Annotated in this window: 14 protein-coding genes; 4 read left to right on the top strand and 10 right to left on the bottom strand. The window is 63.2% G+C overall.

Annotated elements, in window-relative coordinates; all coding sequences use genetic code 11:
- Positions 1-118 precede the first annotated feature (118 nt).
- Complete coding sequence (gene asd, locus EXV95_RS09375) at positions 119-1,249, bottom strand: aspartate-semialdehyde dehydrogenase (protein WP_176886614.1); 1,131 nt, start codon at positions 1,247-1,249, stop codon at positions 119-121.
- Positions 1,250-1,630: 381 nt separating this feature from the next.
- Here asd and EXV95_RS09370 point away from each other — a divergent pair, with 381 nt between their 5' ends.
- Complete coding sequence (locus EXV95_RS09370) at positions 1,631-2,305, top strand: dihydrodipicolinate reductase C-terminal domain-containing protein (protein WP_176886613.1); 675 nt, start codon at positions 1,631-1,633, stop codon at positions 2,303-2,305.
- A 72-nt stretch (positions 2,306-2,377) separates the two neighbouring features.
- Here EXV95_RS09370 and leuB read toward each other — a convergent pair whose 3' ends face one another.
- From leuB to grpE, 9 genes are all read right to left on the bottom strand, one after another.
- A complete protein-coding gene (gene leuB / locus EXV95_RS09365; protein ID WP_176886612.1) occupies positions 2,378-3,451 on the bottom strand; it encodes a 3-isopropylmalate dehydrogenase in 1,074 nt (357 codons plus the stop codon).
- Positions 3,452-3,540: 89 nt separating this feature from the next.
- Positions 3,541-4,191, bottom strand: a complete 651-nt coding sequence (gene leuD / locus EXV95_RS09360) for a 3-isopropylmalate dehydratase small subunit (protein WP_121420745.1) — start codon at positions 4,189-4,191, stop codon at positions 3,541-3,543.
- A gap of 10 nt (positions 4,192-4,201) precedes the next feature.
- Complete coding sequence (locus EXV95_RS09355) at positions 4,202-4,333, bottom strand: entericidin A/B family lipoprotein (protein WP_055399399.1); 132 nt, start codon at positions 4,331-4,333, stop codon at positions 4,202-4,204.
- 11 nt (positions 4,334-4,344) lie between these two features.
- A complete protein-coding gene (gene leuC / locus EXV95_RS09350) occupies positions 4,345-5,766 on the bottom strand; it encodes a 3-isopropylmalate dehydratase large subunit (protein WP_121420744.1) in 1,422 nt (473 codons plus the stop codon).
- Positions 5,767-5,788: 22 nt separating this feature from the next.
- On the bottom strand, positions 5,789-6,745 hold the full coding sequence (locus EXV95_RS09345; RefSeq protein ID WP_176886611.1) for a LysR family transcriptional regulator: 957 nt from the start codon (positions 6,743-6,745) through the stop codon (positions 5,789-5,791).
- Positions 6,746-6,881: 136 nt separating this feature from the next.
- The gene (locus tag EXV95_RS09340; protein ID WP_176886610.1) at positions 6,882-8,246 is read right to left on the bottom strand and encodes an MBL fold metallo-hydrolase; all 1,365 of its coding nucleotides are present in this window, start codon (positions 8,244-8,246) and stop codon (positions 6,882-6,884) included.
- Between the two features lie 153 nt (positions 8,247-8,399).
- Positions 8,400-9,545 carry a molecular chaperone DnaJ gene (gene dnaJ, locus EXV95_RS09335; protein WP_055399485.1) on the bottom strand — a complete coding sequence of 382 codons (1,146 nt, stop codon included), beginning with the start codon at positions 9,543-9,545 and terminating at the stop codon, positions 8,400-8,402.
- Between the two features lie 86 nt (positions 9,546-9,631).
- On the bottom strand, positions 9,632-11,584 hold the full coding sequence (gene dnaK, locus EXV95_RS09330; protein WP_176886609.1) for a molecular chaperone DnaK: 1,953 nt from the start codon (positions 11,582-11,584) through the stop codon (positions 9,632-9,634).
- 93 nt (positions 11,585-11,677) lie between these two features.
- A complete protein-coding gene (gene grpE / locus EXV95_RS09325; RefSeq protein ID WP_121420740.1) occupies positions 11,678-12,229 on the bottom strand; it encodes a nucleotide exchange factor GrpE in 552 nt (183 codons plus the stop codon).
- Positions 12,230-12,533: 304 nt separating this feature from the next.
- On the opposite strand from grpE, the gene rpsF reads away from it, so the two are divergent.
- From rpsF to rpsR, 3 genes are read left to right on the top strand one after another with little or no spacing between them, the layout of a single operon-like run.
- Positions 12,534-12,941, top strand: coding sequence for a 30S ribosomal protein S6 (rpsF, locus tag EXV95_RS09320; protein WP_055399389.1), 408 nt, complete (start codon positions 12,534-12,536; stop codon positions 12,939-12,941).
- A 14-nt stretch (positions 12,942-12,955) separates the two neighbouring features.
- Entirely contained in the window at positions 12,956-13,246 is a 291-nt protein-coding gene (priB, locus tag EXV95_RS09315) for a primosomal replication protein N (RefSeq protein WP_121420739.1), read from the top strand.
- 18 nt (positions 13,247-13,264) lie between these two features.
- Positions 13,265-13,546, top strand: coding sequence for a 30S ribosomal protein S18 (gene rpsR, locus EXV95_RS09310; RefSeq protein ID WP_005795932.1), 282 nt, complete (start codon positions 13,265-13,267; stop codon positions 13,544-13,546).
- The last annotated feature ends 11 nt before the right edge of the window (positions 13,547-13,557 follow it).

Genomic DNA, 13,557 nt, shown 5'->3' with positions numbered 1-13,557 from the left:
CAGATTGGGGCATTCAAATGTTGCCAATTGCCAACGTGGCGTAACTGAGTGTGTCAAGGTGCCGGGCGTAAAAAAGCGCGCACGGCGAGGGCAGTGCGCGCTTTTGGGGATTGCCGGCTTAGGCGTCGAGCAAGATGCGCAGCATGCGGCGCAGGGGCTCGGCAGCGCCCCAGAGCAGCTGATCGCCAATGGTGAAGGCGCCCACATATTCGGGGCCCATGGCCAGCTTGCGGATGCGGCCCACGGGGATGTTCATGGTGCCGGTCACCGCCACGGGGGTCAGGTCCTGGATGGTGGCTTCACGCGTGTTGGGCACCACCTCCACCCACTGGTTGTCGGCGGCGATCATGGCTTCGAGGTCGGCCACGGGCACATCCTTCTTGAGCTTGAAAGTCAGTGCCTGGCTGTGGCAGCGCATGGCGCCCACGCGCACGCAGAAACCATCGACGGGAATGGCGGAGGCGTTAAAGCCCTCGCCCATACCCAGGATCTTGTTGGTCTCGGCCATGCCCTTCCACTCTTCCTTGGACATGCCGTTGCCCAGGTCCTTGTCGATCCAGGGGATCAGCGAGCCACCCAGCGGTACGCCGAAGTTGGCGGTTTCAGCGGCTGACAGGCTGCGCTGCTTGGCGATCACCTTGCGGTCGATTTCCAGGATGGCGCTCTTGGGATCGTCGAGCAGTGCGCGCACTTCGGCGTTCAGCGTGCCGTACTGCGTGAGCAGCTCGCGCATGTGCTGCGCGCCGCCGCCGGATGCTGCCTGGTAGGTCTGGGTGCTCATCCATTCCACCAGGCCTGCCTTGTACAAAGCGCCCACGCCCATTAGCATGCAGCTCACGGTGCAATTGCCGCCGATCCAGTTCTTGCCGCCGTTGGCCAGGGCGTTCTTGATGACGGGCATGTTGACCGGATCGAGAATGATCACAGCGTCCTTGTCCATGCGCAGGGTGGAGGCGGCATCGATCCAGTGGCCGTTCCAGCCTGCGGCGCGCAGCTTGGGAAACACTTCGGACGTGTAGTCACCGCCCTGGGCGGTGATGATGATTTCGCAGCGCTTGAGAGCCTCAATGTTGAACGCATCCTGCAGTGCAGTCTCGTTCTTGGCTTGGGCAGGGGCCTTTCCGCCTGCGTTCGAGGTGGAGAAGAACATGGGTTCGATCAGATCGAAGTCCTTCTCTTGTTCCATACGGTCCATCAGGACCGAGCCGACCATGCCGCGCCAGCCGACCAACCCTACCAACTTGCTCATTTCAACGCCCTTTCTAAGTAAGAAACAGTGCCAGACCGGACTGCTCGCCTGGCTCGTCTGGCCAGGAGGGGCGCACGACGAACCAGGCTGAGTCAGCCCTTAATGGTCGTGGTTTTGGTGATGGTTGCGCGCGCAGCCACACCGGCCGTGGCGGCGGGTGCAATGTTCAGGGCGAACGTGTGGGCGGCAAACATAGGCGAAGATTGTAGCGGATGCGGGCTTTGGGCTCTGTGCCGTTGTTCCAACAGGCATCTCTGGGGAGCGATCGGCGGGATAGACGGTAGAAAAAGCCAATGACTTGGGGGAGAACCCCCGCCCGTGGTCTGCACCGCACTACAGTCCTGCCTATCGCTTTGTCTGTGATTCATCGAGAGTAGAAAAATGCAAGTCATCGTTGTCGGGTCTGGCAAGCTGGCCAGGGAGCTTTTGGGGGCGCTGCCCTCTGGGGACGCTGGCCAGGTTGTGCCCTGGGCCGCCGAGGGGTTGCCTGCAGAAAAATCGGTGGTGGTGCATGCAGGCTCGGGCCGAGAGCTGCAAGCGGTGAGCGCGTTCTGTGAATCCACGTGCTCTGCGCTGGTAGAGCTGTCCACGGGATCAGCGCTGGAACACCTGGTTGTAGGTTTTCCCGTGGTCCTGTGTCCCAACACCAACCTTCTCATGCTCAAGTTCATGGCCATGCTGGATCGCAGTGGGCATTTGTTCCGTGGCTATCGCATCGGGCTGACCGAGTCGCACCAGGCTCAGAAGTCGTCGGTGCCGGGCACGGCCGTCAGCATGGCGCAGGCGCTGGGCCTTGCACAGGACGAGATCCGTTCCGTGCGCGATGCCGCAGTCCAACAGCGCGTGCTGCAGATCCCCCAAGAGCATCTTGCTCGCCATGCGTACCACGAGGTTTTGATTGAGGATGGTGCCTGTAGCGTGAAGCTGGAAACCCGTGTCTATGGCGACGCCCCGTATGCCGCGGGCGTCGCACAGATCGTGGCGGCCGTGCGCGAGCGGCTGCTGGAGGACCGGCGCTACTCCATCATGGAGTTCATCGACAACGCCTGGCTGTAGGCGCTATTTGGACTCCACAACAAAAAAGCGCCGGAAGACCGGCGCTTTTTCGTGACCGCTGAGCGGCAGGGTTCAGGCGGCCAGCGCCTTGACCACCGCATCACCCATCTGGGCCGTGCCCACCTTGGTGGTGCCTTCGCTGTAGATGTCGGGCGTGCGCAGGCCCTGGGCCAGCACCTTTTGCACGGCGGCTTCGATGCGCTGGGCGGCGGCTTCCTGGTTCAGGCTGAAGCGCAGCATCATCGCGGCCGAGAGGATGGTGGCCAGCGGGTTGGCCACGCCCTTGCCGGCGATGTCGGGCGCACTGCCGTGGCTGGGTTCGTACAGGCCCTGGTTGCTGCTGTTCAGGCTGGCCGAGGGCAACATGCCGATGGAGCCGGTGAGCATGGAGGCTTCGTCCGACAGGATGTCGCCGAACATGTTGCCCGTGACCACCACGTCAAACGCCTTGGGGGCCTTGACCAGCTGCATGGCGGCGTTGTCCACGTACATGTGCTGCAGCTCGACGTCGGGGTATTCCTTGTGCACGTCGGTGACCACATCCTTCCAGAACTGGAAGGTTTCGAGCACGTTGGCCTTGTCCACGCTGGTGACCTTCTTGTTGCGCTTGCGGGCAGCCTGGAAGGCGACGTGGGCGATGCGCTCGATCTCGGGGCGGCTGTAGCGCATGGTGTCAAAGGCTTCCTCGGCACCGGGGAAGTGGCCATCGGTGGCCACGCGGCGACCACGCGGCTGGCCAAAGTAGATGTCGCCCGTCAGCTCGCGGATGATGAGGATATCGAGGCCCGCGATCAGCTCGGGCTTGAGGCTCGATGCGCCCACCAGTTGCTCGTAGCAGATGGCGGGGCGGAAGTTGGCGAACAGGCCCAGGTTCTTGCGCAGGCCCAGGATGGCCTGCTCGGGGCGCAGGGGGCGGTCGAGCTTGTCGTACTTCCAGTCGCCCACAGCGCCGAACAGGATGGCGTCGGCTTCCTTGGCGAGCTTCAGGGTGGATTCGGGCAGCGGGTGGCCGTGGGCCTCGTAGGCGGCGCCGCCGACCAGGGCAGATTCCATCTCGAACTTCAGGTCCAGGGCTTCCAGAACCTTCACGGCTTCGGAGACGATTTCGGTACCGATGCCGTCACCCGGCAGAACTGCGATTTTCATTGAATTTGCTTTGATTTTGATAGCTACTACTGCTTATGGATAAAGCGCTAGAGGCCAATTTAAATGATATTTTTGATGCCTGTGGTGTCTTACGACACCATGGTGTGCGCCAGCCAGGGCTTGGTCGCCAGGCGCTGCGCTTCAAACGCCTTGATCTTGTCGGACTGGCGCAGGGTCAGGCCGATGTCGTCGAAGCCGTTGAGCAGGCAGTACTTGCGGAAGGCCTGCACCTCGAACGGAATCTCTTCGCCCTGAGGACGCACGATGACCTGGCGCTCCAGGTCGATGGTGAGTTGGTAGCCGGGGAAGGCGTGCACTTCATCGAACAGCTGGGCCACCGTTGCCTCGGGCAGCACGATAGGCAGCAGGCCGTTCTTGAAGCAGTTGTTGAAGAAGATGTCGGCAAAACTCGGCGCGATCACGGCGCGAAAGCCGAACTGGTCCAGTGCCCAGGGCGCGTGTTCGCGGCTGGAGCCGCAGCCGAAGTTCTTGCGTGCCAGCAGGATGGAGGCGCCTGCATAGCGCGGCTGGTTCAGCACGAAGTCGGGGTTGGGCTTGCGGCTGGCCGGGTCCTGGCCCGGCTCGCCGTGGTCCAGGTAGCGCCATTCGTCAAACAGGTTCACGCCAAAGCCGGTCTTCTTGATCGACTTCAGAAACTGCTTGGGGATGATCGCGTCGGTATCGACGTTCTCGCGGTCCATCGGGGCCACCAGGCCCTTGAGTAAGGTGAATTTCTGCATGGGTGCCTTGTTACTTGTTGGCGGCGCGTTCGAGTGCGCCCCCTGCCCGTTGAACGTCCTGGCCTACGCCCTTGACGGTGTTGCACCCGCCCAGCAGCAAGGCGGCAGACAGTGCGATGAGGATGGCGGCGATTTTCTTCATGGCGGGCTCCTTCAGGCGAATTGGCGAATGTCCACAAAATGACCGTGCACGGCAGCGGCTGCTGCCATGGCGGGGCTGACGAGATGGGTGCGGCCACCAGCGCCCTGGCGGCCTTCGAAGTTGCGGTTGCTGGTGGATGCGCAGCGCTCGCCCGGCTCCAGGCGGTCGGCGTTCATGGCCAGGCACATGCTGCAGCCGGGCTCGCGCCACTCAAAGCCTGCGGCCACAAAAATCTTGTCCAGGCCTTCGCGCTCGGCCTGCTCTTTGACGAGGCCCGAGCCGGGCACCACCATGGCCAGCTTCACGTTGCTGGCCACCTTGCGGCCGAGGTTCTTCACCACAGCAGCGGCTTCGCGCATGTCTTCGATGCGGCTGTTGGTGCAGCTGCCGATGAACACCTTGTCGATGGTGATGTCGTTGATCGCCTTGCCGGGCTGCAGGCCCATGTAGGTCAAGGCGCGCTCGATGGCGCCGCGCTTGTTGGCATCCTTTTCCTTGTCGGGGTCCGGCACGCGGGCATCCACGCCCAGCACCATCTCGGGCGAGGTGCCCCAGGTGACTTGCGGCACGATTTCGGAGGCGTCGAGCTTCACCACGGTGTCGAACTTCGCGTCGGCATCGGAGTGCAGCGTCTTCCAGTACGCCACGGCCTGGTCCCATTCGACGCCCGTGGGCGACAGGGGGCGGCCCCTGACGTATTCAATGGTCTTGTCGTCCACCGCCACCAGGCCAGCGCGCGCGCCGCCTTCGATGGCCATGTTGCACACGGTCATGCGGCCTTCCATGCTCATCGCGCGGAAGACGGAGCCTGCAAATTCGATGGTGTAGCCGGTGCCGCCGGCCGTGCCGATCTTGCCGATGATGGCCAGCACCACGTCCTTGGGCGTCACGCCCTTGGCGAGCGTGCCGTCCACCTGCACCAGCATGTTCTTGGCCTTCTTGGCCAGCAGCGTCTGTGTGGCCATCACGTGCTCGACCTCGGAGGTGCCGATGCCGTGGGCCAATGCGCCGAATGCACCGTGCGTGCTGGTGTGGCTGTCGCCGCACACCACCGTCATGCCGGGCAGGGTGGCGCCGTTTTCGGGGCCGATCACGTGCACGATGCCCTGGCGCTTGTGCATGAAGGGGAAGAACGCAGCGGGCGAGATCTGCGCCATGTTGTCGTTCAGCGTGGTGATCTGCTCTTTGCTGATCGGGTCGGTGATGCCGTCGTAGCCGTTTTCCCAGCCGGTGGTCGGCGTGTTGTGGTCGGCAGTGGCCACGATGGAGCTCATGCGCCAGACCTTGCGGCCCGCCTCGCGCAGGCCTTCAAACGCCTGGGGGCTGGTCACCTCGTGTACCAGATGGCGGTCGATGTAGAGGATGGAGGTGCCGTCCTCTTCGGTGTGGACGACATGCTCGTCCCAGATCTTGTCGTACAGGGTGCGTCCCATGGCGTGGCTTTCTTTCTGCTTTTCAGGTGGGTGATTGGATTTTAGTGTCGGGGTCTGGCCGGGGTGACAGGTGTTCCACCAGCAAACGGGCCGTGACGGGCAGGGCGTCGAAGTCGCGAGCCACCACGCGCAGCTCGCGGTGGGCCCAGGCATCGGTCAGCGGGATGGCTTGCAGGTTGCCCACGCCGCGCATCAGCGCAAACGCCCGGTCGGGCAGCAGGCCCACGCCCAGGCCGTTGTCGATCATGCGGCACATGGCATCGAGCCCTGTGACCTGGATGCGCTGTCGCAGCGGGCGCCCGGCGGCGGCGGCGGCGGCGCGCATGGCCAGGCTGATGCTGCTGTTGGCATGCAGGCCCACGATGTCCCAGTCCAGAACTTCTTCAAAATTGATAGCGTCCAGCGCAGACAGGTCGTGCGCCAGGGGTACAACGAGCACCAGATTGTCGGCGCGGTAAGGGCGGCTTTGCAATTCCAGGGCACCGTTGCCACTGGCCATGCCGATGTTGCAGATGCCCAAGTCGGCGGCGCCCTCCTGCACGGCATGCAGCACGTCGCTGGAGAGGTGCTCCTGCAGGTCGATCTTGATCTGGCTGTGCTCGCGCGCGAAGGCGCCCAGGTCTTCGGGCAGGAACTGGAAGATGGCCGAGATGTTGGCGTGCATGCGGACATGGCCGCGCACGCCGTCTGCGTATTCGCTCAACTCGCCCTGCATGCGTTCGAGGCCAAACAGCACGGTGCGCGCATGGTGCAGCAGGCTCTCGCCTGCGGGTGTGAGCGTGACGCCCCGGCTGTGGCGGTAGAGCAGGGCGGTGTCCACGGCCGTTTCCAGGTCCGACAGGCGCTTGCTGACGGCCGATGCGGCAATGAATTCGCGCTCAGCCGCGCGGCCAATGCTGCCGAGCTCGCACACCGCCACAAACAGTTGCAGCGAGGTCAGGTCGATACGGCGCGCAAAACTGCGCTCGGAGCTTTTCATGGGGTTTTAACTTCTCGAAATGAGAAGGTTGCCTATTTTCTCCCCATTATTGCCGCTTTGACATCGCGATACGCGATGGCGGCACTGCCCTTCTGCGCGAGGGTAGAACCGCTGAGGCCCAGAAAGCTAACGTGGCTCAGGCGGTGCAGGTGCTGCCGTGTTCTGGCACAGCGGCACGCCAGCGCAACTCATGCTCAATGCGCTGGCGCAGCAGGTCCGAGGCGCTCATTTCGCCGTGCACCACATACACCTGGTCCGGCGCGTGGCCCATGCTGCGAAGCCAGGCGATGAGCTGGTTGCCATCGGCATGGGCTGACGCAGAGGACAGCCGCACCACCTCGGCGCGCACCGCCACGTCCTGTCCGTGGATGCGGATGGTTTTTTCGCCCTCTGCCAGCCGCGCACCACGGGTGCCTGGGGCTTGGTGGCCGGTCAGGATGATCATGTTGCGGTGGTCGCCCGCGTGCAGTGCCAGGTGGTGCAGCACGCGCCCCCCGGTGGCCATGCCGCTGGCCGACAGGATGACCATGGGCCCATGAAGCTTGGCCAGCCCCTTGGATTGCTCGGGCGTCTGGACCATGGTGGCGCCATGCTCCAGTGCCTGCACCTCGCGGCCGCTCAGGCGGTGTTCCTGCATGTGATGCTGGAACAGCCCCGTGGTGCTGACGGCCATGGGGCTGTCCAGAAACACCTTGAGGGAGGCGGGCACCACGCCCTGCGCCTTGAGCAGGCCGATGGCGTGCAGCACCACCTGCGCGCGCCCCACGGCAAACACCGGCACCACGGCAATGCCGCCACGCGCTGCCAGACGCTGCAGGGCGGGGCCCAGTTCGTCGAGCAAGCCTTCGGGTGGGTGTTCGCGGTCGCCGTAGGTGGATTCGATGAGCACCGTGTCAGCCTGGGGTGGTGCGTCGGGCGGGTTCATGAGCAGGTCATCGGGCCGGCCCAGGTCGCCCGAGAAAAGAATGCGTCGGCCTCCCACCTCCAGCAGCACGCTGGCTGCGCCGAGGATGTGGCCTGCGGGCGAAAACGTCACGCGCCAGCCGGGCAGGGGCTCAAACGCCTTGTGAAATGGGTGGATCTGGAACTGCTTGAGGCAATGCAGCGCGTCGAGCCGGGTGTACAGGGGCAGGGCGGGGCTGTGGCTGCTGAGCTGGTGGCGGTTGAGAAAGGCCGCGTCTTCTTCCTGCAGGTGCCCGCTATCGGGTAGCAGAATGGTGCACAGGTCGCGTGTGCCCGGTGTGCAGTGGATGGCGTGGGTGTAGCCGTCGCGCGCCAGCAGCGGCAGGTAGCCGCTGTGATCCAGGTGGGCATGGGTCAGCACCACGGCGTCGATCTGGTGCGGCGTGACGGGCAGGGGCTGCCAGTTGCGCAGGCGCAGTTGCTTGTAACCTTGGAACAGGCCGCAATCGACCAGGAGGCTCTTGCCGTTGTAACGCACCAGGTACTTGGAGCCGGTGACCGTGCCGGAGCCGCCCAGGAAGGTGATGTTGACGTTCATGTGCCCAAGCTCCCGGGTGATCATTGATGAGACCCATCCTACTGCGCTGTGCGTGCATCGCACGGGCCTTCGGGAGTTTCTTGCCCTGCGTCAAGAAAAAACCGCCTGGGCCAAAAGGCCACAAGCGGTTTTCGATGGGATGCCGGTGCGCGGTCAGCTGAAGAAGTTCTTCAGCCGGTCCGTCCAGCTCTCGCCACTGGGCGAGTGGCGGGCGCCGCCCTTCTTGAGCGAATCTTCCAGTTCGCGCAGCAGCTTGCGCTGGTGCTCGGTGAGCTTCACGGGGGTCTCTACGGCGATGTGGCAGTACAGGTCGCCCGGATAGCTGGCGCGCACGCCCTTGATGCCCTTGCCACGCAGGCGGAACTGCTTGCCGGCCTGGGTGCCTTCAGGAATGTCGATCGCTGCCTTGCCCGCGAGCGTGGGCACCTCGATCTCTCCGCCCAACGCAGCCGTGATGAAGCTCACGGGCACTTGGCAGTGCAGGTCGTCGCCATCGCGCTCGAAGATGTCGTGTTTCTTCAGGCGGATCTCGATGTACAGGTCACCCGGTGGGCCGCCGTTGGTGCCCGGCTCGCCGTTGCCGGTGGAGCGGATGCGCATGCCGTCGTCGATGCCCGCAGGGATCTTCACTTCCAGCGTCTTTTGCTTCTTGAGCTTGCCCTGGCCATGACAGGTCGTGCACGGCTCGGGGATGATCTTGCCCGTGCCCCGGCAATGCGGGCAGGTCTGCTGCACGCTGAAGAAGCCCTGGCGCATCTGCACCGTGCCTGCGCCCTGGCAGGTGCCACACGTCTTGGCACTGGTGCCGGGCTTGGCACCGCTGCCGTGGCAGGTGTCGCAGCTCTCCCACGAGGGGATGCGGATCTGCGCATCCTTGCCGCGCGCGGCTTCTTCCAGCGTGATCTCCATGGCGTAGCTGAGGTCGCTGCCCCGGTACACCTGTCGGCCGCCGGCACCGCGCCCACGCCCGCCCTGCTGGCCAAACATGTCGCCGAAGATGTCGCCAAAGGCCTCGGCAAAACCACCAAACCCCTCCGCCCCCGCGCCGCCGGGGCCGCGCATGTTGGGGTCTACCCCGGCGTGGCCGTACTGGTCGTAGGCCGCACGTTTTTGCGGGTCGGAGAGCATCTCGTAGGCCTCTTTGGCCTCCTTGAACTTCTCTTCGGCAGGCTTGGCTGCGTCACCCTGGTTGCGGTCAGGGTGGTGCTTCATCGCCAGCTTGCGATAGGCCTTCTTGATTTCTTCGTCCGAGGCGTTCTTGGGAACGCCCAGGATTTCGTAAAAGTCTCTTTTGGACATGGTCATTCTGAGCCCGGTTGGAACAGGAACGCCGCGCAAGCCCCGTCAAGGGCCCCGCGCGGCGGCTGGGGTCAACGGGGGCGTGCTCAGCCCTTCTTGACTTCCTTCACCTCGGCATCGACGACGTTGTCGTCGTCTGCGGGCTTGGCTGACGCACCACCAGCCGATGCGCCTGCGGCCTCTGCACCCCCGGCTGCCTGAGCAGCTTGCGCTGCCTGGGACTCTGCGTACATCTTTTCGCCCAGCTTCTGGCTGGCAGCCATCAGCGCCGTGGTCTTTTCTTCAATCGCGGCCTTGTCTTCGCCCTTCAAGGCTTCTTCCAGTGCCTTGACTGCAGCAGTGATCGCGTCCTTTTCGCCTGCGTCGAGCTTGTCGCCGTGTTCGGCCAGGCTCTTGTTCACGCTGTGCACGGCGGCTTCACCCTGGTTGCGGGCTTGCACCAGCTCCAGCTTCTTCTTGTCGTCGGCCGCGTTCAGCTCGGCATCCTTCACCATCTGCTGGATTTCTTCTTCCGACAGGCCCGAGTTGGCCTTGATGGTGATCTTGTTTTCCTTGCCCGTGCCCTTGTCCTTGGCGCCCACGTGCAAGATGCCGTTGGCGTCGATGTCAAACGACACTTCGATCTGCGGAACACCGCGGGACGCAGGTGGAATGCCTTCCAGGTTGAACTCGCCCAGCAGCTTGTTGCCGGTAGCCATTTCGCGCTCGCCCTGGTAGACCTTGATGGTCACGGCAGGCTGGTTGTCATCAGCCGTCGAGAAGGTCTGTGCGAACTTCGTCGGGATGGTCGTGTTCTTCGTGATCATCTTGGTCATGACACCGCCCAGGGTTTCGATACCCAGCGACAGGGGCGTCACGTCCAGCAGCAGCACGTCCTTGCGGTCACCCGACAGCACCTGGCCCTGGATGGCGGCGCCCACGGCCACGGCTTCGTCAGGGTTCACGTCCTTGCGGGGGTCCTTGCCGAAGAATTCCTTGACCTTTTCCTGCACCTTGGGCATCCGGGTCATGCCGCCGACCAGGATCACGTCATGGATGTCAGACACCGACACGCCAGCGTCCTTGATGGCCATGCGGCAAGGAGCGATGGTGCGCTCGATCAGCTCTTCCACCAGTTGTTCCAGCTTGGCGCGGGTCAGCTTGATGTTCAGGTGCTTGGGGCCCGATGCGTCTGCCGTGATGTAGGGCAGGTTGATGTCTGTCGAGGCCGAGTTCGACAGTTCGATCTTGGCTTTCTCGGCCGCTTCCTTCAGGCGCTGCAGGGCCAGCACGTCATTCTTGAGGTTGACGCCCGACTCCTTCTTGAACTCGTCAATGATGAAGTCGATGATGCGCTGGTCGAAGTCTTCGCCGCCCAGGAAGGTGTCGCCGTTGGTCGACAGCACTTCGAACTGCTTTTCGCCGTCCACGTCGGCGATTTCGATGATGGACACGTCGAACGTGCCGCCACCCAGGTCATACACCGCGATCTTGCGGTCGCCCTTTTCCTGCTTGTCCAGGCCGAAGGCCAGGGCCGCGGCGGTAGGCTCGTTGATGATGCGCTTGACGTCCAGGCCCGCAATGCGGCCAGCGTCCTTGGTGGCCTGGCGCTGTGCGTCGTTGAAGTACGCGGGCACGGTGATGACGGCTTCCGTCACGGGCTCGCCCAGGTAGTCTTCAGCCGTCTTCTTCATCTTGCGCAGGATGTCGGCAGACACTTGCTGGGCCGACAGCTTGTTGCCGCGCACTTCGATCCATGCGTCGCCGTTGTCGGCGGCCACGATCTTGTAGGGCATCAGGTCGATGTCCTTTTGCACTTCTTTTTCGGTGAACTTGCGGCCGATCAGGCGCTTGACGGCGTACAGCGTGTTCTTGGGGTTGGTCACGGCCTGGCGCTTGGCCGAGGCACCGACGAGGATCTCGCCGTCTTCCTGGTAGGCCACGATGGAGGGCGTGGTGCGTGCTCCTTCGCTGTTTTCGATCACGCGGGTCGTGTTGCCCTCCATGATGGAGACGCAGCTGTTGGTCGTACCCAGGTCAATGCCGATGATTCTTCCCATGATTTTTCTCCGAATGCTTGAATGGTTTGGATGGCTAGTAACTTGTGGATAACTTGGTGTGGTTCAAGTCTTCCGGGTCGATTTTTTTGAGGCTTACTTGGGAGCCGTCACGGTGACCAGGGCCGGACGCAGCACACGCTCGGCGATCACATAGCCCTTTTGCAGCACAGCCACCACGGTGTTGGCTTCCTGCTCGGCAGGCACCACGCTGATGGCCTGGTGCTGGTGCGGATCGAACTTGGCGCCAGCGGCCGGGTTGATGGCAATCACCTTGTTGCGCTCCAGTGCCGACGTCAGCTGGCGCAGGGTGGCGTCGGCGCCTTCGCGCAGCTGCTGGGGCGTAGCTTCCTTGATGGCCAGGGCGGCATCCAGGCTGTCGGCCACGGGCAGCAGGCTCTCGGCAAAACTCTCGATACCGAATTTGCGGGCTTTGGAAACCTCGTCTTCGGCGCGGCGGCGGGCGTTTTCGGCCTCGGCCTTGGCGCGCAGGAACTGGTCGGCCAGATCAGCGCTTTTGGCCTTGAGCTCGGCCAACTCGCCCTGCAGGCGTGCCAGCTCGTCAGAGGCGTGGGCAGCCATGGCGGCTTCGACTTCTTCGGGGGCGGGGGCGCTCTGTGCGGGGGTGGTTTGGCTGGTGTCGGACATGTCTTGGTCTGGAAGTAAATGAACGGTACGCGCGGGATCTGGGGGCGTGACACCACAAATCAAGGTCTGCACCAGGGGTATGGTCTCTCGGGCCCCGTATGCATCGCGGTTTGTTGTATTACATGTCGGCCCAGCCACTGGTTTTGCAAGGGGCTGGACGCATCTATGGCATCTTTTTGTACGCCTGCACAGGGGCGGCGAAGCACTGAGTGTACAAGCGACGCAGGCCGGGCTATAATCGCAGGCTTTCCCTTGCCACACCACTTCAAGACGCAGTGGGTGGTCTTACCCAAAAGGAGTATGCATGCGTCATTACGAAATCATTTTGTTGATCCATCCGGATCAAAGCGAACAAGTTCCCGCCATGCTGGAGCGCTACAAGGGCATGATCACCGCTGGCGGTGGCAAGGTGCACCGCGTGGAAGACTGGGGCCGCCGTCAACTGGCGTACCTGATCAACAAGCTGGCCAAGGCCCATTACCTGTGCGTGAACATCGAAGCCGACCAGGCCGTGATGGCTGAACTGGAGCACGCCTTCAAGTTCAACGACGCCGTGCTGCGCCACCTGACGGTTCAGAAGAAGAAGGCCGACACGGGCCCATCTTCCATGATGAAGACTGTCGAGCGCGAAGAAGCCCGCAAGGCCAGCCAAGCTGAATATGCAGCTGCTGGCGGCGAGCGTGGCGAGCGCCCAGATCGCGCCGAGCGCTGATCTAGCCCGTTGGAGTGGAGAACCGCGTCGCTTTGACCGCCTGTATCGCAGAGGCTGAACCCCTGCGCTACACGCCCGCCGGATTGCCTGCCCTTACGCTGCGCCTCGAACACGAGTCCCAGCAAACCGAGGCAGGCCACCCCCGCGAAGTCAAGGCTGCCATGAAAGCCATTGCCTTTGGAGCGATGGCCGAGCGACTGGCACGGCAGAACATCGGAAGTCTCTGGACTTTCCATGGATTTCTGGCCAACCCGCGCAATGGCAAGACCGCAGTGCTGCACATCCAGGATATTCAACAAAATTAATTTTCCAAGGGGTCCGCAATGGCCACGTTCAAGAAGTTCAACAAAGACAAGCGCCCAAAGCGCAACACCCAGTCCCTGCTGTTCAAGCGCAAGCGCTTTTGCCGCTTCACGGTGACCGGTGTTGAAGAAATCGACTACAAGGATGTCGACACGCTGCGCGACTTCATCGCCGAAAACGGCAAGATCATCCCCGCACGCCTGACCGGCACGCGCGCCATCTTCCAGCGTCAGCTGAACACCGCCATCAAGCGCGCGCGCTTCCTGGCCCTGGTGCCTTACAGCGACCAGCACAAGATCTAAGGAGCACAACC

It is taken from the genome of Acidovorax sp. JMULE5 (genome assembly GCF_013376875.1).
Classification (GTDB): domain Bacteria; phylum Pseudomonadota; class Gammaproteobacteria; order Burkholderiales; family Burkholderiaceae_C; genus Acidovorax; species Acidovorax facilis.
The sequence above is the reverse complement of the archived record's forward strand: the minus strand, read 5'-3'. Positions and strand labels throughout refer to the sequence as shown.